The sequence below is a fragment of the Amycolatopsis bartoniae genome (assembly GCF_014191255.1).
In the GTDB taxonomy this organism is placed as follows: domain Bacteria; phylum Actinomycetota; class Actinomycetes; order Mycobacteriales; family Pseudonocardiaceae; genus Amycolatopsis_E; species Amycolatopsis_E bartoniae.
This window is the reverse complement of the sequence record NZ_JACHWH010000007.1, coordinates 261,367-280,055: the sequence shown is the minus strand read 5'-3', so window position 1 is coordinate 280,055 and position 18,689 is coordinate 261,367. Positions and strand designations below refer to the sequence as shown.

The window sequence follows — 18,689 nt, the reverse complement described above, 5'->3', positions numbered from 1 at the left end:
GCGGCGTGCTGATGTCGGTCGTGCAGCCCGGTGCACTGATGTCGCGGACGGCGGACGCGACACCCTGCTCGCGTTGCGCCCGGCCTTCCCGGCCACGCTCGCACCGGGCGCGTGGAAGCGCGGGCTGATCGTGGGCGTGGGGTCCCGCGCTCTCGGCATCGACCGGCTGCTGATGAGGCTGACCGGCTGGTCGATCCGGCAGAACGTGCTGTTCCCGCTGACCCGGCCACGCGGAGGGCCCGCGTGAACGCACTGGCCGGGCTCTCGCTCACCGGATGGTGGCCGGTCCGCGTCCTGCTCCTGGCCGCACTGGTGCCCGCCGGACTGCTGGTCGCGCGTTGCCGCCGCGGCCGCGGGCGCGTCGCGGCCGGCTCGGTGGCTCTGCTGTTGGTCGCCGTGAACGTGCTGACGTTCGTCAACGCTTCCGTCGGCTACTACCGCACCCTCGGCCAGGCGCTGGGGCTGCCGGGCGGGGATGCCGCGGTCGATGCTCCCCGGGCCCCGGCGTCCGGGATGGTGACCAGCATCGAGATCCCCGGCCGCACATCGGGTTTCCCCGCCAGGGCCGCCCAGGTGTACCTGCCGCCCGCGTGGTTCGCTCACCCACGGCCGAAACTGCCGGTGGTGGTGCTGCTGCACGGCACGCCGGGATCGCCCGCCGACTGGGATGACGACGGTGGCGCCGCGTCTACATTGGACGCATGGGCCGCCGGTCACCGCGGAGTCGCCCCGGTGGTGGTGATGCCCGACATCAACGGGGGGTTCGACCGCGACACCGAATGCGTGGACAGCCCGGCGGGGCGCGCGGAGACCTACCTGGCCGAGGACGTGCCCGCCTTCGTCGTCAGCCGGTTCTCCACGCAACCGCCGGGCCGCCGCTGGGCTGTCGCCGGTCTGTCCGAAGGTGGGTCCTGCGCGCTCATGCTGGCCCTGCGCCACTCCGACCGGTTCGCTGTGTTCGCCGACTACAGTGGACTGGCCGGACCGCGGTCGGGCGACGGCAACGCGGTGGGGGAGACCATCGCGACGCTGTTCGGCAACTCGCTCGCAAACTTCCGGTCCCACGAGCCGGGATGGCTGCTGACCCACCAGCGCTACCCGGAGCTCAGCGGATGGTTCGAGACCGGAGACCAGGACCCCGCCCCGCTGGCCGCGATCAGGCGGCTCGAACCACTGGCCGAGGCGGCGGGCGTGTCGGCCGAACTGGTCGTCGTACCCGGCGGCGGGCACGACTTCTTCCTGTGGCGCCGGGCGTTCGCGGACTCGCTCCCGTGGCTCCTCACCCGGCTCGGCGGCTGAGGGGCGGGCGCGTCCCGACCGACGATCGTCCAGCGCTGACTCGGACGGACTGAAAAGGTTGGCATATCAGCTGAGTGCTTGGGTCTCGGTCGCCAGCTTCTCCTGGCTGGCCGCCCACGAGGCCAATAGGGCCAGACCGTCCGCGGTCGCCGTGCCGGCGGGCGCGGTGTAGACGTTCAGGAGCAGGCCGGGTTCGGCAGGCATCTCCAGCGACTCGACGTCCAGGTCGAGCCGGCCCACTACCGGATGGTGCACACGCTTGCGTCCGGACCGGTGGAGCCGAACGTCCTGAGATGCCCACCGCTGCCGAAACAGTTCACTGCGCGTCGATAATTCACCGACCAGGGCGATCAGCTCCTCGTCGTGCGGATTGCGGCCGGCTTCCATGCGTAGCTTCGCGGCCACATCGCAGACGATCCGGTCGTAGTCGACGAAGAACGTTTTTGCCGCTTCGGGATCCAGATACACGAACCGCGCGGTGTTCGCCGGCCGTCGCGTGTCGGCCAGCACCGGTGAATACAGCGCACGGGCAAGGTGATTCATGGCCAGCACGTCATAACGGCCGTTGCAAATCCAAGCCGGCGCATCGGTGAGGGCGTCGAGCACCTGCTGAAGCGCCGGACGCACCGTCGCGGCGGGTCGCCGGCGGCGTGGACCGCCGGGCGCCCTGGACTGCCGCGCAAGGTGGAACAGGTGATCGCGCTCGGCCTCGTCGAGTTGCAAGGCAGAGGCCAACGCGTCGAGCACCCCGTCGGAGGCGCCGGTGAGGCTGCCGCGCTCCATCCGCACGTAGTAGTCGACCGATACCCCTGCCAGCAGCGCTACCTCTTCGCGACGCAAACCTTTGACCCGGCGCTTGCCGCCATAGGCGGACAGTCCGGCCCGCTCGGGCGTGATCCGCGCGCGACGCGAGCTCAGGAACTCCTTGATCTCGGTGCGCAGATCGATCGTGGTCACCCCTTCACCGTAGGCCCTGTCCACAGGCGGAGGGAGGCTCTGCTGGTACCCCGACGGCTACGCACCCTCTCAAGCGCGTGGGCACATCGGCCGCTGGCAGAGCCTCGCGCCGACGTCTAGGTACCAGTTGCGGTCGTGGCGATGCCCCCGTCGACCGGGATGATGGTGCCCGAGAGGTAGGACCCGGCCCGGCTGGCGAGGAACACGGCGATACCTGCCATGTCGTCGTCGCGGCCGAGCCGGCGCAGAGGGGCCTTCGCCGCGATCCTGTCGCCGATGGCATCGAGCGTGGACGCCATCATCCGCGACGGGAACGGTCCTGGGGCTACCGCGTTCACCGTGACGTGCTGTGGGCCCAGTTCTCTGGCAAGCACCCTGGTGAGTTGATGGAGGCCCGCTTTGCTGCTGGCGTACGAGTAGTTGGGCGACTCGGCGACGTGGATGGCGGCGATACTGCCGATGTTGATGATCCGCGCGGGATCATCGGCGGTGCCCGCCCTGCGCAGTGCGGGGAGCAGCGCCTGCACCAGCCAGAACGGCGACTTGAGGTTGAGGTCGAGCACCGCGTCCCAGGCCTCGTGCGGGAACGTCTCCAGCGGCTCGCGCCACATCGCTCCCGCGTTGTTGACGAGGATGTCCAGCCGTTCCGAGCCGGCCTTGACGAGATCAGCGAGGCGCTGACACTCGTCGTACCTGGACAGGTCGGCGGGGATCGCTTGAACGTCACCGAATTCGGACAGTAGCTGCTGTGCCTCGGCGCACGCGTCCGCCTGGCGTGAGCTGATGACGACGCGGGCGCCCGCCTGCAGAAGGCCGCGCGCTATCATCATCCCGATGCCCCTGGTGCCGCCAGTGACAAGTGCGTACTTCCCACTCAGATCGAAAAGGCCCGCGTGAGTGGTGAAATGGTTGTCCGTCATTTGGTTTTCGTTCCTTCTGCCGTGAAAGCATGTGCTGAAACGGTCGCGCCTCCAGGTTGACAGGCGTCCTGGATGTCTGGGAGAGCCTGGTGATACAGGTACTGTGAGAGCCACCCTTGCCTGGCGTTCGACGACGTTGCGCTGCTTGCAGACCGACGCGGTGACCGTCTACAGCGGACTGCTGCTCCGGCGTGCGCGATGCCTCAGAGAGCGCCGGTGAGCGCCTGCAGGCCGAGGCTGGAAGCCGCGACGGCCACCCACAGGAACGCGCCGAGCAGCAGGGGACGGTGCCCGGCCGCGCGCAGGTCCGCCAGCCGCAGGGACAGGCCGATCCCGGCGAGCGCTGTGGTGATCAGGAAGGTGCCCGCCCAGGACAGCGGCGCGTGCCAGGACGCCGGGATCAGGCCCAGCGTGTCCAGAGCCGCGGCCGCCAGGAAGCCGATCAGGAACATCGGCACGATCTTGCGCCAGGGCAGGTGCCGCAGGCGGAAACGCGGGCCGTCGGGGGCCTCCCGGCGGGCCGCCAGTATCGCCAGCACGGTCACGATGGGGATGAGTGTCAGGGTGCGGGTCAGCTTGACGACGATCCCGTAGGACCCGGCGTCACCTCCGTAGGCGAACGACGCGGCCACCACCGATGACGTGTCGTTGACCGCCGTGCCCGCCCACAGGCCGAAGGAGTGCGGGCTCATGCCCATCAGGTGTCCCAGTGGCGGGAACAGCAGGACCGCGGCGATGTTGAAGGTGAAGATCGTGCCCACCGCGTAGGCGATTTCGGCCTGCTTCGGCCGGATGACGGCACTGGTCGCCGCGATCGCCGAGGCGCCGCAGATGCCGGTGCCCACCCCGATCAGGGTCCGGGTGGCGCCCCGGACGCCCAGGAGCCGCCCCAGCAGCCAAGCGCCGCCGAGCGCGACCGTCAGCGTGCCGAGCATGACGGGCAGGGAACCACCGCCCACTGCGACCACCTGCCGCAAGGACAGCCCCGTGCCGAGGACCACGATCGAAAGCTGCAACACGGGCCTGGCCGCGACCGCGTAACCGGCGCTCCACCGTTCGGCGTGCAGCCCCGGCACGACCGCACCGGCGACCGCGCCGAACACGATGCCGAACACCGGACCCCCGACGAGCGGCACGAACTCGCCCGCCGCGAGGGCGAGGGCCGCCACAGCCACGGCGACCGCCAGACCCGGTACCCGCCGCAGCGCCGCGCCGGCCGGCGAACCGGGCCGCGCAGCGCTGAGAGCCCGCACCCCGTCACCTCCTGAATGTACGTACATTTAGGTTAAGCGTTGTACGGACATTTGCCAAGTGGTTCGCCGCAGGTCAGGGTCTCGGTAGGGTCAGCAGCCGGAGGCGATGTGGTGAAGGGCGATCGGCTGGACCGGGAGGGCGCGGCGCCGTTGTGGCAGCAGCTGCAGCAGCAGCTGCTGCGACGGATCGACGGCGGCGAGTTCGCCGCCCGGTTCCCCGGTGAGCTCGCGCTCGCCGAGGAGTACGGGGTCAGCAGGCAGACCGTCCGGCAGGCGCTCCGGCAACTGCGTGCCGACGGGGTGCTCGTCGCCGCTCGCGGCCGGCAGCCCCGCGTCGCTCCGCCCGTGGAGATCAGTCAGCCGGTCGGCGCGCTGTACAGCCTCTTCTCCGCGGTGGAGGCCGCCGGCCTGCAGCAGAACAGCGTCGTGCGCACTCTCGACGTCCGCGCGGACGCCGTGATCGCCGACAGGCTGGAGCTGGAAGGGGCCGCGCCGTTGGTGTACCTGGAGCGGCTGCGGCTCGCCGGGGACGAACCGCTGGCGCTGGACCGGGTGTGGTTGCCCGCGTCGGTCGCGGAACCGTTGCTGGCGGCGGACTTCCAGCACACCGGCCTGTACGCCGAGCTGTACCGGCGCACCGGGCTGCGGCTGGACCACGGCCGCGAGCAGATCCGCGCGGTGGTCCCGACGGTCGCCGAGCGGCGGCAGTTGCGCTGCGACGACCAGGCCGCCGCGTTCTCCATCTCCCGGCTCGGCAGCAGCGCGGGCACGCCCGTCGAGTGGCGCCACACGCTGGTGCGCGGCGACAGGTTCGCGCTCACCGCCGAGTTCTCCGGCAAGGCCGGCTACCACCTCGTCGGTTCCGGTCCCCGAGAGGACCTTCGGGGAACGCGGCCGGCCGCCGCGTCCGGGTAGCATCACGACGACCAGCAGAACGGGCTGTCCGGCAACGGAAACCGGGAGCCACGCTGCGATCTTCGGGGGAGTGCACGACTTTGACCTACCCACCGCCGGGTCCGCCCGGTCACCACTGGAACCGACCCGCGCCCCCGGGCCGGCCCCCGCAGCCCGGTCCGCCACGGAAGTCGCGCGCCGGCCTCTGGCTCGGCCTCGGTACCGGTGCTGTCGTGCTGGTGGCGTTCCTGGTCACCGGGCTCGTGGCGCCGGGCTTCCTCGTCGACCGCTCGCAGCGGACCCTCGCCGGTACCGGCGCTCCGGCCACGACCGGGAGTTCCGCACCGGACAGCGCGGAACCGCAGGCGTCCGGCGCCACGTCGGCTGCTCCGGACGACGGGGGCGCCGGGCTGGCGTTGATCGAGGCCTTCCTCCGGAAGGTGTCCTCCGGTGACACCCAGGATCAGGACGCCGCCGCCGGCATGGCGTGCCCGAGCTACCGCAGCCGGGTCGAGGCGTTCGCCGTCTTCGGTTCGGGGGAGACCTACAGCTACGACCCGGCCCAGGCGACCCGGTCCGGGCCCGGTGTCTCCCTGCCCATCACCGGGAAGCTGAACGGCCTGCCCTACACGGGCGTCGTCACCGCGACGACCGAAGCCGGGAAACGCTGCGTCACGGTGCAGGACACCCACTGAACCACCGGTGCCCAGGGTTTGCGGGCCGGCGCGGCGCCCGGTACGAGCGGTGCTCCAGGGGGAACGAGCGGTCGCCGGACGGCGGGCGGCCGGTCGTGCCTTGTCCCGAAGATCGGGCCGCTCCTACGCTCCCGTCGATCACGTTTCGGCTGAGCACGATCCGCATGCGGACGGCAGGAAGGAGGTGGGAGCGATGGAACCCGACACCGCTCCGCGCCAGGTGTGGCAGGCGCCCGAGTTCGAAGAGGTCATGGTGGCGCCCGAAGTGACGATGTACCTCGGCAGCACGGAGGACTGACCGGGAGCCCGCGAGATGTGGTTGCGGGTGCTGGGTTCCGCCGCGGGCGGCGGCTTCCCGCAGTGGAACTGCGACTGTCCCCGCTGCCGCGCCGCCCGCGACGGCTCCCGGCCCTGCCGGGCCCGGACGCAGTCCTCGGTCGCCGTCAGCGCCGACCGCCGCCGGTGGTTCGTGCTCAACGCGTCACCCGACATCCGTCACCAGATCGAGGCGTTCCCGGCGCTGCACCCGCGACAGGGCCGGGAAAGCCCGATCGAAGCGGTGCTGCTCACCGACGCGGAGCTGGACCACACGCTCGGGCTGTTGCTGCTGCGGGAAGGACGCGGTATCCGCCTGCACGCCACGGAAGCGACACGACGGGCGCTGTACGCGGGTTCGGGGATCCTGCGGACGCTCGAACGGTACTGCGCGGTCGAGTGGCGGCCCGTCGTCGTGGACGCCGAGGAGGCACTGGGCGACGGACTGTCCTACCGGGCGTTCGACGTGCCCACGACCAAAGCCTCGCGCTTCGGCACCGGAGGCGGCACGGGCACGGTGGTGGGCTACCGCCTGACCGACCAGCGCACCGGCCGCAGCGCTGTCTACGCGCCGGGCGTGCAGCGGCTCACTCCGGAAGTGCTCGCCCGGCTGGCGGGCTGCTCGTGCCTGCTCGTCGACGGGACGTGCTGGAGCGACGACGAAATGATCGCGCTCGGCCTGGCCGGGAAGACCGCGCGGGCGATGGGGCACGTGCCGATCGACGGCCCGGACGGCAGTCTCCGGCAGCTCGCGTCGATCCCCGCCGAGCGGAAGTTCTACGTGCACGTCAACAACACCAACCCCATCCTGCTGGACGACTCACCGGAACGGCTGCTGGCCGGGAAGTCCGGGGTCCAGGTCGCGGAGGACGGGCTCGAAATCGAGATCTAGGGAGCGGAAACGATGACGGCTGTGGTGACCGGGACCGACGGCTTCGTCGAGGCGCTGCGCTCCCACGCGCGGCGGTACCACGACCAGCACCCCTTCCACGTCGCGATGAACGCCGGCCGCCTCGGCCCGCACCAGATCCGGGGCTGGGTGGCGAACCGCTTCTACTACCAGCAGAACATCCCCCGCAAGGACGCCGCGATACTGGCGAACTGCCCCGAGCGCGCGGTGCGGCGCCAGTGGCTGCGGCGCATCACCGACCACGACGGGACGGCCGAGGGCGAGGGCGGCATCGAGGCGTGGCTGCGCCTGGGAGAGGCCGTCGGGCTGACGCGCGAGGAGGTGGAGGACGGCAGGCACGTGGTGCCCGGCGTGCGGTTCGCGGTCGACGCCTACGTGACGTTCGCGCGCACCCGGCCGTGGACCGAAGCGGTGGCGTCCTCGCTGACCGAGCTCTTCGCACCGGACCTGATGGCGCAGCGGCTCGCCGCGTTCGAGCGCCACTACACCTGGATCGACGGCGCGGGACTGGCGTACTTCCGCGCCCGGCTGCGGCAGGCGCCTCGCGACAGCGAGCACGCACTGACGGTGGTCACCGAGCACTGCCGGTCAGCCGGGGAACGGGAACGGGCGGTCGCGGCGCTGTCGTTCAAGTGCGACGTGCTGTGGGCCATGCTGGACGCGATCGACCGCGCCTACGGGGAATGACGATGGGAACGCCGATCACCACCCTCGACCCGGCCGCCAGGCCCAGGCTGGCGCGGCACGTGCGCCTGCGGTTCGACCCCACGCGGGACCGGCACGTGCTGCTGGGGCCGGAGACCGTCGTGGTCCTGAACGGAACGGGCGCCGACGTCCTCGCCCTGTGCGACGGTGCCCGCAGCGCGGCCGGGATCCTGGCCGCGCTGCGGGAGCGCTACGGGGACGTCGCCGAGGCCGAGGTGTCGCGGTTCCTCACGGGCCTGGCCGCCCGGCGCTGGGTGGAGCTCGCCGATGGCTGAGCCGTTCGGACTGGTGGCCGAACTCACCTACCGTTGCCCGCTGGCCTGCGCGTACTGCTCCAACCCGGTCGAGTTGTCCCGCTACCGCGACGAGCTGAGTACCGGGCAGTGGCAGCGAGTGCTCGCCGAAGCCGCCGGGCTGGGCGTCCTCCAGTGCCACTTCTCCGGCGGGGAACCCCTGCTCCGCCGCGACCTCGCGGACCTGGTGGCGAGCGCGCACGACCTCGGCCTCTACACGAACCTGGTGACCAGCGCGGTGGGACTGTCCCGCCCGCGTGCGGAACAGCTGCACGCCGCTGGTCTGGACCACGTGCAGATCAGCCTCCAGGCCGACGAGCCCGCGCTGTCCGACCGGATCGCCGGAACGGCGTCGTTCGCGCGGAAGATCGAGGCGGCCCGGGTGGTGAAGGAACTGGGCTGGCCGCTCACGCTCAACGTCGTCCTGCACCGGGGGAACATCGGCCGTATCCCCGAAATCGTGGCCTGCGCGCAGGAGCTGGCAGCCGATCGCCTCGAACTGGCCAACACCCAGTACTACGGCTGGGCGTGGCGCAACCGCGCCGCGCTCCTGCCGAGCAGGGCGCAACTGGACCACGCCGAGGAGGAACTGCGCGCGGCCAGGGCCGGCGCGGGCCTGGACATCCGCTACGTCCTGCCCGACTACTACAGCAGGTATCCCAAGCCCTGCATGGGAGGCTGGGGCGCGCGGCAGCTCATCGTGACGCCCGGCGGCGACGTGCTGCCGTGCCTCGCCGCGCACACGCTCGGGTTGCCCCGGGCGAGCGTGCACGAGGCGGCGCTGGCGGCGATCTGGGCGGAGTCGCCGGTGTTCCAGCGCTTCCGGGGCACGAGCTGGATGCCGGACCCCTGCCGCGGCTGCGAGCGCCGCGAGATCGACTTCGGCGGCTGCCGGTGCCAGGCGTTCCAGCTCACCGGGGACGCCGCCCGCGCGGACCCGGTCTGCCACCTCTCCCCGGACCACCGGCTCATCACCGAAGCGGTGGCGGAGGCCGGGAAACGGGGCGCCGCCGAGCCTCTCGCCGTCCGGCCCCACCGTTGACGAAGGAGTCCACAGTGGACTTCGGAATTCTCGCACTGGCGTTCGGGCTGAGCCTCGACAACTTCCGGTCGTCGGTCGCGATCGGGACCATCCCGTTCGGCCGGCGCCGCGCCGTGCAGATCGCGCTCACGTTCGGGCTGTGGGACGCGCTGGCGCCGCTGCTCGGCGGGCTCGTGGGGAACTACGCCGGGGAGGTCGTCGATCCGGTCGCGGAGTACGTGGGCTTCGCCGCGATGGGGGCGTACGGGGTGTACCTCCTGGCGGGTGCGCTGCGCAAACCCGAGCCGGAGGAGGTGGACCACCCGTGGGTGACGCTGTTCGGCATGCCGCTGTCGCTCAGCGTGGACAACCTCATCGCCGGCACCGGTCTGGGGCTGGTCGGTGTGCCGATCGTGGTCCCCGCGGTGACCTTCGGGGTCGTCACGGTGGTCATGTCCTTCGCCGGGCTGTGCCTGGGCCGGGTGGCCGCCCGCGCGATCCGCATCCGGCCGGACCTGTTCAGCGGCTTGTCCCTCCTCGGCGCGGCCGTCGTCCTGCCGCTGGTTTTCGGCTGACGGCACGGAAAACGGGCGCCGGGCCCGAAAAGCCCGGCGCCCCTGGAGACTCCCCGCTAGCCGGGAAGGGCGAAGACGATCAGCGCGCTGCCGTGGCCCGCGCCGAGCATGCCGGGGAGGAAGCCCTCGATCCAGCCGCCCCAGCCGACCGGGACGGCGACGAACTGCCTGCCGTCCACCGAGTACGCGACGGGGCTGCTGTGGTGCCCGCTGCCGCACTGGAACTGCCACAGCTGTTCCCCGGTGCGGGCGTCGAGCGCATTGAACTCCCCGGTCGGCTCCCCGGCGAACACCAGGTCCCCGCCCGTGGCCAGCACCGACGCGCACATCGGCACTTCGTTGCGCCAGCGCCACTTCTCCTCGCCGTTGACGTCGAACGCGCTCACGGATCCGGTCATGTCGTGGGCGTCCACCTGAACACCCGCGCCCCAGTACGGAATGCTCTCCTTGAACTCCCGGCGCCGCCGGGTGGCCGTGGCGCCGACGTCCTGCACCGGCACGTAGAACAGCCCGGTCCGCGGGCTGTACGCGGCGTGCGTCCACTCCTTGGCGCCGGCCGGCCCGGGGTAGAAGTGGACCGGTTCGCCTTCCTTGTCGGGGTACTTCCGGGGCGTCACCTTCCCGTCGCGGGTGATCGCGCCCCAGTCGATCCGGTCCACGAAGGGCGTGACCTGGACCAGCTCGCCGTTCGTGCGGTCCAGCACGAAGAAGTAGCCGTTCTTGTCGAAGTGCGCGAGCAGCCTGCGCCCGTCCGACTCGAACAGGATGCACTCGGAGATGCTGTCGTAGTCCCACACGTCGTGCGGCGTGCACTGGTGTTGCCAGCGGATCCGGCCCGCGTCGACGTCCACCGCGACGATGCTGTCGGTGAAGAGGTTGTCGCCCTCGCGGACGCCGCCGTCGAAGTCGGGCGCCGGGTTCCCGGTGCCCACGTAGAGCAGGTTGGTCTCCGGGTCGAAAGTTCCGGTGAGCCAGGGGTTCGCGCCACCGCGGGCCCACGCTTCGCCGTCCGCGGGCCAGGTTTCCGAGCCGGGCTCACCGGGCTTGGGCACGGTGTAGCAGCGCCACGCGTGCTCCCCGGAGTCCAGGTCGAAGGCGTCCAGATGGCCGCGCACCCCGAATTCCCCGCCGGAACTGCCCACGATGACCAGGTTCTTGACCACCAGTGGCGCGAGGGTGGCGCTCTCGCCCGCCCGCACGTCGCCGTAGGTCCTGTCCCACACCCGCTTGCCGGTGGTGGCGTCGAGCGCGAGCAGGTGCGCGTTCGCGGTGACCATGAAGACCTTCCCCCTGGCCACGGCGACCCCGCGGTTCACGTTGCCACAGCACAGCGACACGTCGTAGGGGACCGCGTGCTTGTACCGCCACAGCTCCTGACCCGTCTTCGCGTCGAGCGCCCAGAGCCAGCCGTCCCAGCCGGACAGGTACATCACCCCGTCCACGACGATCGGGGTGGCCTCGAACGCGTACGTCGACGCGCCGGCGATCATGCCGCTGGCACCGGCCTGGAACATCCACGCGGGCCCGATCCGGTGGACGTTCCCGGTGTTGATCTGGTCCAGCGGGCTGTAGCGCTGCCCGTCGTAGGTGCCGTAGTAGGTGAGCCAGTTCTGCGGCTCCGACCGGGCGTCGAGGATCCGTTCGTAGGTGACCCCGGCGGCCACCGCGGGCGCGGTCCCGTTCTTGCCGCTCAGCGTGCCCTGGTCGATGGCGTCGCCGGCATCGAGGTATTCGACGGTCATGGCTGCTCCTGTCCTACGGCCGTGGCTGGTCGGGACGGTCCAGGCGGGCTTCCGGTGGTACGTCCCCCAGCACGACGATGGCGCCCGTCATCCCGCGGCCCTCGTCGTTGCCGGTGGGGGAGCTGTACCAGTAGCAGCCGGGGCCGTCGAGGTTCAGTGCCGCTCTGCCCTTGGCATGGTTGACCAGCCACAGGAACTTGCGATCGCCGTTGCTGGGCAGCAGCGCGCAGTGCGTGTTCTGGTCGTCGTTGATGATCTCCAGTTCGAGATCACCGCCGTGCGGCACCACGAGGATCGCGGGGTCCCAGGCTATTTCGTCGGGCTGGATGCGGATCGTCGCCGTCATCCGGCCGTCGGGCAGCTCCGTGGCCTCGCCGATGTTGCCGGTGCCCAGCAGCCGGCCGATCGCCGCCTTGTTCTGTTCGCCCAGCCCGAATTCGCGCAGCAGGTCGGCCCGGTCCCGCGAGGTGGTCGTCATCGACTTCACTTCCTCGTCGAAGGTTTTCCCAGTGGCGTGGGAGTTTAGGGCCGCCCGGCGCGTGGTGGCGCGTGCCGCCGTTCGTGCGCCGCGGGCTACCGTTCGTACCCGGTGGCAGGCCGGTGCCGCAGGTCGTACCGGCCGAGGTTCATGACCTTGTGCCACGCGGCCACGAAGTCGCACACGAACTTCTCCCGCGCGTCCGCGCTCGCGTAGACCTCCGCGAGCGCCCGCAGTCCGGGGTGGGCGGCGAAGACGAGGTCCACCCGGCTCGCGGTCCACTTCGCCTCGCCGGTGCGCCGGTCGTGACCCGCGTAGGTTTCCCGGCCGGTCGCCACCCACCGCGTGGTTCCGTCCAGGAGGTGCACGAAGAAGTCGTTCGTCAGCGTCCCCGGCGCGCGGGTGAGCACGCCGAGCGGGGACCGCCGGTGGTTGGCGCCCAGCACACGCAGCCCGCCGACGAGCACGGTCATCTCGGGTGCGCTCAGCGTCAGCAGGCTCGCCCTGTCGGCCAGCAGGTACTCCGAGGGCAGCCGGCCGCCTTCGCCGCGGTAGTTGCGGAACCCGTCCGCGACCGGCTCCAGCGCGGCGAAGGAAGCCACGTCGGTCTGCTCCTGCGAAGCGTCGGAGCGCCCCGGTGTGAAGGGAACCGTCACGTCGTGACCGGCGCTTCTGGCGGCCTGCTCGACGGCGGCGCACCCGGCGAGCACGATCAGGTCGGCGAGCGAGATCCGGCCCGCGAACCCCGCCCGGATCCCTTCGAGCGTGCGCAGCACGGCCGCCAGCGTGCCGGGATCGTTGACCGGCCAGTGCCGCTGGGGGTCGAGGCGGATCCGGGCGCCGTTCGCCCCGCCCCGCTTGTCGCTGTTCCGGAACGTCGAGGCCGACGCCCACGCCGTCGCGACGAGCTGGGAAACCGGCAGCCCCGAGGCGAGGATCCGGCTCTTGAGCACCGCGATGTCCGCCGCGCCGACGAGCTCGTGGTCCACCGCGGGCACCGGGTCCTGCCAGCGCAGCGTCTCGCCGGGCACCAGCGGCCCGAGGTAGCGCTGGACCGGGCCCAGGTCGAGGTGCGTCAACTTGAACCAGGCCCGGGCGAACGCGTCGGCGAACCGGTCCGGGTGTTCGAGGAAGCGGCGCGCGATCGGCTCGTAGCCGGGATCGGCCTGCAACGCGATGTCCGTCGTGAGCATCGTGGGGGTGTGCCGCTTCGCCGGGTCGTGGGCGTCCGGCACCGTCGCGGCGCCGTGGCGCGGCACCCACTGCCACAGGCCGGCGGGACTGAGCGCGAGGTCCCATTCGTAGGCGAACAGGGTCTCCAGGAAACCGGTGTCCCACCGGGTCGGCGTGGGCGTCCAGGTCCCGTCGAGCCCGCTGGTGACGGTGTCCGCGCCCCTGCCGGTGCCGTGGGAGTTCCGCCAGCCCAGCCCCTGCTCCTCGACGGGCGCGCCCCCGGGCTCGGGACCGAGGTGGCGGTTCGGGTCGGCCACGCCGTGGCTCTTGCCGAAGGTGTGCCCGCCCGCGATCAGGGCGACGGTCTCCTCGTCGTTCATCGCCATGCGGCGGAACGTCTCGCGGATGTCCCTCGCCGCGGCGAGCGGGTCCGGCACGGTGCCCGGCCCCTGCGGGTCGACGTAGACGAGCCCCATCTCCGTGGCGGCCAGCGGTCTCTCCAGCTCGCGCACGCCGCGGTGGCGTTCGTCGCCGAGCCAGGTGCGTTCCGGGCCCCAGTAGACGCCCTCGTCGGGCTCCCACACCTCCTCCCGCCCGCCCGCGAAGCCGAAGGTCCGCAGGCCCATCGTCTCCAGCGCCCGGTTGCCCGCGAAAACCATCAGGTCGGCCCAGGAGATCCTGCGGCCGTACTTGCGCTTCACCGGCCACAGCAGCCGGCGCGCCTTGTCCAGGTTGCGGTTGTCCGGCCAACTGTCCAGCGGTGCGAAGCGCTGCAGGCCCGCGGCCGCGCCGCCGCGCCCGTCCTCGACGCGGTAGGTACCGGCAGCGTGCCAGGCCATCCGGAGCACGAGCGGCCCGTAGTGGCCGAAGTCGGCGGGCCACCAGTCCTGGGAAGTCGTCAGCACCGCGTCGACGTCCTTCGCCAGCGCGTCGAGATCGAGGGTCGCGAACGCGGCGGCGTAGTCGAAGTCCTCGCCCAGCGGATCGATGCCCCGCTGCCGCAGGACCTTCAGGTCGAGCCCCCGCCCGGTTTCCCGGCGCGCGCCCACGAGCTGGTCGTAGGGCGTGGTGACCGCGGCGTCGGGGTTCTCCGGCACGGGACTCCTCCGGACCTCAGATGTCCAGCGCCCGGCGCACGGCGGGCGCGTTGCGCCGGGACACCGGCACCATCTTGTCCGTGTGGTCGTCCATGACCAGGAACAGCTCGCCCTTGAGGCGGCGCTCGACTTCGCGGACGCGGCTCAGGTTGACCAGGTACCGGCGGTGCACGCGGAGGAAACCCGCGTCCGCGAGCTCGTCGTCGAGCTTGTCCAGCCCCTGCTGGGCCGCGCGCAGCAGGCCCTGGTCAGTGGCCAGCCAGACGTCGTTCCCGTCGGACTCGGCGAAGCAGACCTCCGGCAGCGGCAGCAGCACCATCCGGTTGTCGCGGGTCCCGACCACCCGGCGCGGCGGGGTCCGGGGGCGCGCGGGGGCGCCGGCCCGCGGGACCTGCTCGCCGTCGCGGATCCCGAACCGGACCAGGGTGCCGACCAGGTGCCCGGACAGGAAGACGGGCCGGATGCTGACCGGGGTCGGCTCGTCGGCGAGGTGGGTGAACAGCTCGGTGGAGCCCGTCCAGTCCGGGTTGCGGGCCGCCTGCCTGCCGGCGTACCGGGCGGCGCTGATCATCTCCGGCAGCCGCGGGTTCCACCGCACCGTGGGATCGATCGCCGGGGCCGAGGCGGGCACGCCGAGGAGCACGCTCGCCGTGTCGTCGGCGATCACCACCATGCCCGCGGTGTCCAGCGCGGCGAGCGGCGTGGTGGAGCGCGCCCTGGCCTCGTGGTAGGCGGCGACCAGCTCGGTGCCGCTGTCGCGGGCGCGCCTGCGCAACGTGGCCTGGGTCCGGGTGGCCGCGTTCGACAGCCACGCCCCCGCGGCGGCCGGGAGCTCGCCGCGCCAGCGGGAGACGTTCAGCACCGCGATGGGTTCCCTGGTGACCGCGTGGCGCACCGCGACACCCGCGCACGTCCAGTCGTGGAACGCCCGGCACCAGTGTTCCGGGCCCCGGATGAGGACGGGGGCGTGGGATTCGAGCGCCGTGCCCATGCCGTTCGTGCCCGTCGCACTCTCGGACCAGCAGTACCAGGGCGCGAGGTTGCAGCCGGCCGCCACGGCGCGAGTGGCGCTGTCGCCCCACTCGCCCACGATGCGGCCCGTGGCGTCGGCGACGGTCACGATGCCGCCCGCGACGGCCACCTCGTGGGCCACGGCGGCGGCGCGGAACCCGAGCTCGGTGAACACCACGTCGTGCTCGGGGGTGTGATCGACCTCCGCGACGGCCACCGGCGCCTCGGTGGTGTTCGGGTCGACGCGGTAGTGCTCCCGGCAGCGGTGCCAGGAGATCGCCACTTCGGGCCGCACCCCGCGGACGTCGTCCGCACCCCCGATGAACCGCTCCCACGCCGCGTACACCGTGCCCGCACCCGGGTTTCTGGCCGCCGCCTCGAGTCGCTGCCCACCGCTCATGCGCGAGACCGCCTTTGGTATGTCACCGGGCGGGCGAAGTCCGTGCCGCCACGGCGACCGCTGGTCGACCGGACGGAGCCGCCGCACGAGCGCTCACTGCCCGGCCGGCGGGCGACCCCGGATCTCCGAATCTAGAGGCTCCCGGTACCGGCGGGCAATCGGCCGCGGGTAGTAAGCGCTTTCAGCCCTCGGCATCGGGGCCGCCGCCCGCGGCGAGTCAGCAGGAAACCCGTTGCGGCGTAAAGGATCTTCATCGGCCCGCCGCCCTCGGTCCCCGGAGGAGTGGTTCCACCGCGACCGGCGGAACCGCCGATGCTGCGACCCGGGGAGTCGCCCTAGCTTCGAAGACGCGATCCCGCCAGGAAGGCGGATCTCGACCTCCCGGAAGAGGTGATCGATCAGATGCGCCGAGCACTCCTCCTCGTGGTCTCGGTCGTCGCGGCGCTCGTGTTGCCCTTCTTCGCCTCGGGCAGTGCCGTCGCGGCCTCCGCGTCCACCGGCCAGGCCGCCGCCGTCGCAGCGCAGACCGTGACCGTGAAGTACGGCCCGTACACCATTCCCGGCGCCGCATTCGGCCGGCCCGGTGACCTGCCGGCCTTCGGTTCGGCCGCGAAGCCGTGCGACTCGTGCGACATCGTCGGGGAGAAGCCCGACCTCGTCTACGCGGACGGCACGTCCGCGAACATGGACACCGGCCCGATGCTGCACCACTTCGTCATCGGCAACAACAGCGCCCGCGACCTGGTCTGCCCCGCCGACCCCGACCGGCTCTGGGCGTCGGGCAACGAGCGGACGGACAAGGAACTCCCGGACGGCTACGGCGTTCCCGTGCGCACCACCGACCGGTGGGGGATCATCACCGAGCTGATGAACTACGACCCGGCACCGAAGACCGTCTACGTCTCGATCGACTACCGGATCGCGCCGGCCGGGTCGACCACGCCGGTCCGCTCGCTCTGGATGGACGCGGGCGGATGTCTCACCTCGGACTACGCCGTTCCGGCGGGGCCGAGCGTGCACAGCTGGGGCTGGACGTCCACCGTCAGCGGGAAGCTGGTGTTCGCCAACGGCCACCAGCACGACGGCGGGGTGCACGTCGCGCTGACCGACAACGACGCGACGGTGTGCGACTCGGTGGCCGAGTACACGGAGATGGGCGGCATGAACACGATCATGTCAATGGGCGTGTGCACCGGTGACCCGCTCGCGATCGTCCACGCGGGCGACCGGCTCGCCGTCAACTCCTACTACGACTCACCGACGGCCCAGCGCGACGTGATGGGCATCGTGCACGCCTACCTCGCCCTCTGAGCTTCGCACAGTCCCGGACCCACCACTGAGGAGGACGCGGATGATCCGCGCACGAAGAGCTGGTCGCTTGTGGACGGCACTGACCGTCGCGATCCTGGCGGCGGCGCTCACCCAGACTCCCGACGGCACCGCCAGCACGGCGAACGCGACGGCGACCGGTGTCCCCGTCGTTCCGGAGTGGACGATGGCAGGGCAGAACCAGGCGAACACCCGCTACAACGCGACCGAGACGGTGATTTCCCCGGCCAATGCCGGCCGGCTCGCGCCGCGCTGGGTCGCGACCCTGGGCGGGAACGTCGCGGCCACCCCGACGGTTTCCCTCGGCACCGTCTTCGTCCCCGACTACGGCGGCAAGCTGAACGCGCTGGACGCGATCACCGGCGCGGTGCGCTGGCAGAAGAACATCTCCGACTACAGCGGTGTGACCGGTGACGTCTCCCGTACCAGCCCGGCCGTGTACGGCCCGGAGCTGATCTTCGGCGACGGCGTGTCCACCGGCCCCTTGACCGGGGCCCGGGTCATGGCCGCCGACCGCACCAACGGCGCCAGGCTGTGGAGCACGGTCGTCGACACCGATCCGCTGGCGATGGTCACCACTTCGCCGGTCGTCGACGGCACGACCGTCTACGTCGGCGTCGCCAGTCACGCCGAGTTCGGTGACTACGACGACGTCACGTTCCGGGGGAGCGTCGTGGCGCTGAACGCCGTGACCGGCGCGGTCCTCTGGAAGAGGTACCTGGCTCCCGACGGTTACACCGGCAACTCGGTCTGGGGCAGCAACTTCGTCATCGACCACGTCACCGGGAACCTGTTCGTGACTACCGGCAACAACTACACGGTGCCCGACGGCGTGTGCACCCAGCCGAACCAGCAGGACTGCGCGGCCGCCCCGGAGGACAACTACACCGACGCGGTCGTGGCGCTGAACCCGCTGACCGGTGCGGTGAACTGGTCCTTCAAGACCCTGACCGCCGACGTCGGGGACACCGACGACTGCGACATCTGCGGACCGGACTACGACTTCGGCTCGTCCCCGAACCTGTTCACGGTCTACACCGGCGGCAGGTTCCGCTCGATCCTCGGCATCGGGCAGAAGAGCGGCATCTACTGGGCGCTCGATCCGGCGACCGGCAAGGAGATCTGGCACACGGTGGTCGGCCCGGGCAGCGATCTCGGCGGCATGGAGTGGGGGTCGGCGACCGACGGCAGGCGGATCTACGTCGGGGTCGGCAACTACGACCACGAGAGCTACGACATCGTCGGCGCGGACGGCAGGAAGAGCACGATCGACGGTGGCTCCTGGGCGGCGCTCGACGCCGCGACGGGCCAGAAGCTCTGGCAGGTCACCGACCCGTACGGCACGATCGACGTGAGTTTCCTCAGCGCCGCCAACGGCGTGGTGTACTCCGGCGGGGTGAAGGGCGACCAGGACACGATGTTCGCGCTCGACGCGAGTGACGGGCAGATCCTCTGGCGCTACCACAGCGGCGGGGCGGTGATCGGCGGCGCCGCGATCACCGGTGGAACCGTCTTCTGGGGTTCGGGCTACTGGTTCGGCCTCTGCGACGACGGCACCTACGACTGCGCGCAGAACAACAAGCTGTACGCCTTCTCACCGCGCTGATCACACCTGGCCGTCT

General features: G+C 71.5%; 19 protein-coding genes. 12 read left to right on the top strand and 7 right to left on the bottom strand.

Annotated features, from left to right (window positions below; all coding sequences use genetic code 11):
- Positions 1-73 precede the first annotated feature (73 nt).
- A complete protein-coding gene (locus FHX82_RS28300) occupies positions 74-247 on the top strand; it encodes a hypothetical protein (RefSeq protein ID WP_183176882.1) in 174 nt (57 codons plus the stop codon).
- Positions 244-1,299 (top strand): alpha/beta hydrolase, encoded by a 1,056-nt coding sequence (locus FHX82_RS28295; protein ID WP_145934391.1) that lies wholly within the window; start codon positions 244-246, stop codon positions 1,297-1,299. Before FHX82_RS28300 ends, FHX82_RS28295 begins: the two co-directional genes overlap by 4 nt.
- Positions 1,300-1,365: 66 nt before the next feature.
- Here FHX82_RS28295 and FHX82_RS28290 read toward each other — a convergent pair whose 3' ends face one another.
- From FHX82_RS28290 to FHX82_RS28280, 3 genes are all read right to left on the bottom strand, one after another.
- Positions 1,366-2,256, bottom strand: a complete 891-nt coding sequence (locus FHX82_RS28290; protein WP_145934392.1) for a helix-turn-helix transcriptional regulator — start codon at positions 2,254-2,256, stop codon at positions 1,366-1,368.
- A gap of 116 nt (positions 2,257-2,372) precedes the next feature.
- A complete protein-coding gene (locus tag FHX82_RS28285) occupies positions 2,373-3,176 on the bottom strand; it encodes an SDR family oxidoreductase (RefSeq protein WP_145934393.1) in 804 nt (267 codons plus the stop codon).
- Between the two features lie 203 nt (positions 3,177-3,379).
- The gene (locus tag FHX82_RS28280) at positions 3,380-4,429 is read right to left on the bottom strand and encodes a YeiH family protein (protein WP_229881112.1); all 1,050 of its coding nucleotides are present in this window, start codon (positions 4,427-4,429) and stop codon (positions 3,380-3,382) included.
- Between the two features lie 111 nt (positions 4,430-4,540).
- Between FHX82_RS28280 and FHX82_RS28275 the strand changes: the two genes are divergently transcribed.
- The 8 genes from FHX82_RS28275 (at position 4,541) to FHX82_RS28240 (ending at position 9,837) form a co-directional block, all read left to right on the top strand.
- On the top strand, positions 4,541-5,344 hold the full coding sequence (locus FHX82_RS28275) for a GntR family transcriptional regulator (RefSeq protein WP_145934395.1): 804 nt from the start codon (positions 4,541-4,543) through the stop codon (positions 5,342-5,344).
- A 212-nt stretch (positions 5,345-5,556) separates the two neighbouring features.
- Positions 5,557-6,018 carry a hypothetical protein gene (locus FHX82_RS28270; RefSeq protein ID WP_145934396.1) on the top strand — a complete coding sequence of 154 codons (462 nt, stop codon included), beginning with the start codon at positions 5,557-5,559 and terminating at the stop codon, positions 6,016-6,018.
- Positions 6,019-6,211: 193 nt separating this feature from the next.
- A complete protein-coding gene (gene pqqA / locus FHX82_RS28265; protein ID WP_145934397.1) occupies positions 6,212-6,316 on the top strand; it encodes a pyrroloquinoline quinone precursor peptide PqqA in 105 nt (34 codons plus the stop codon).
- A 15-nt stretch (positions 6,317-6,331) separates the two neighbouring features.
- Positions 6,332-7,225, top strand: coding sequence for a pyrroloquinoline quinone biosynthesis protein PqqB (pqqB, locus tag FHX82_RS28260; RefSeq protein ID WP_145934398.1), 894 nt, complete (start codon positions 6,332-6,334; stop codon positions 7,223-7,225).
- 12 nt (positions 7,226-7,237) lie between these two features.
- Positions 7,238-7,930: a pyrroloquinoline-quinone synthase PqqC gene (pqqC, locus tag FHX82_RS28255; protein WP_145934399.1), complete on the top strand. Its 693-nt coding sequence runs from the start codon at positions 7,238-7,240 to the stop codon at positions 7,928-7,930.
- Positions 7,931-7,932: 2 nt separating this feature from the next.
- Positions 7,933-8,223, top strand: coding sequence for a pyrroloquinoline quinone biosynthesis peptide chaperone PqqD (gene pqqD / locus FHX82_RS28250; protein WP_183176881.1), 291 nt, complete (start codon positions 7,933-7,935; stop codon positions 8,221-8,223).
- Complete coding sequence (gene pqqE, locus FHX82_RS28245; RefSeq protein WP_145934401.1) at positions 8,216-9,283, top strand: pyrroloquinoline quinone biosynthesis protein PqqE; 1,068 nt, start codon at positions 8,216-8,218, stop codon at positions 9,281-9,283. Before pqqD ends, pqqE begins: the two co-directional genes overlap by 8 nt.
- Positions 9,284-9,297: 14 nt before the next feature.
- Complete coding sequence (locus FHX82_RS28240; protein ID WP_145934402.1) at positions 9,298-9,837, top strand: manganese efflux pump MntP; 540 nt, start codon at positions 9,298-9,300, stop codon at positions 9,835-9,837.
- 56 nt (positions 9,838-9,893) lie between these two features.
- Here FHX82_RS28240 and FHX82_RS28235 read toward each other — a convergent pair whose 3' ends face one another.
- From FHX82_RS28235 to FHX82_RS28220, 4 genes are all read right to left on the bottom strand, one after another.
- Positions 9,894-11,579, bottom strand: a complete 1,686-nt coding sequence (locus FHX82_RS28235) for a PQQ-dependent dehydrogenase, methanol/ethanol family (RefSeq protein WP_145934403.1) — start codon at positions 11,577-11,579, stop codon at positions 9,894-9,896.
- Positions 11,580-11,592: 13 nt separating this feature from the next.
- On the bottom strand, positions 11,593-12,057 hold the full coding sequence (locus FHX82_RS28230) for an MSMEG_3727 family PQQ-associated protein (protein WP_145934404.1): 465 nt from the start codon (positions 12,055-12,057) through the stop codon (positions 11,593-11,595).
- Between the two features lie 95 nt (positions 12,058-12,152).
- Entirely contained in the window at positions 12,153-14,327 is a 2,175-nt protein-coding gene (gene katG / locus FHX82_RS28225) for a catalase/peroxidase HPI (RefSeq protein ID WP_145934405.1), read from the bottom strand.
- 16 nt (positions 14,328-14,343) lie between these two features.
- On the bottom strand, positions 14,344-15,738 hold the full coding sequence (locus FHX82_RS28220) for a DNA-binding protein (RefSeq protein WP_145934406.1): 1,395 nt from the start codon (positions 15,736-15,738) through the stop codon (positions 14,344-14,346).
- A 402-nt stretch (positions 15,739-16,140) separates the two neighbouring features.
- On the opposite strand from FHX82_RS28220, the gene FHX82_RS28215 reads away from it, so the two are divergent.
- Together FHX82_RS28215 and FHX82_RS28210 are read left to right on the top strand one after the other, a co-directional pair.
- A complete protein-coding gene (locus tag FHX82_RS28215; protein ID WP_145934407.1) occupies positions 16,141-17,049 on the top strand; it encodes a hypothetical protein in 909 nt (302 codons plus the stop codon).
- 40 nt (positions 17,050-17,089) lie between these two features.
- Entirely contained in the window at positions 17,090-18,673 is a 1,584-nt protein-coding gene (locus tag FHX82_RS28210; protein WP_145934408.1) for an outer membrane protein assembly factor BamB family protein, read from the top strand.
- Positions 18,674-18,689: the final 16 nt, after the last annotated feature.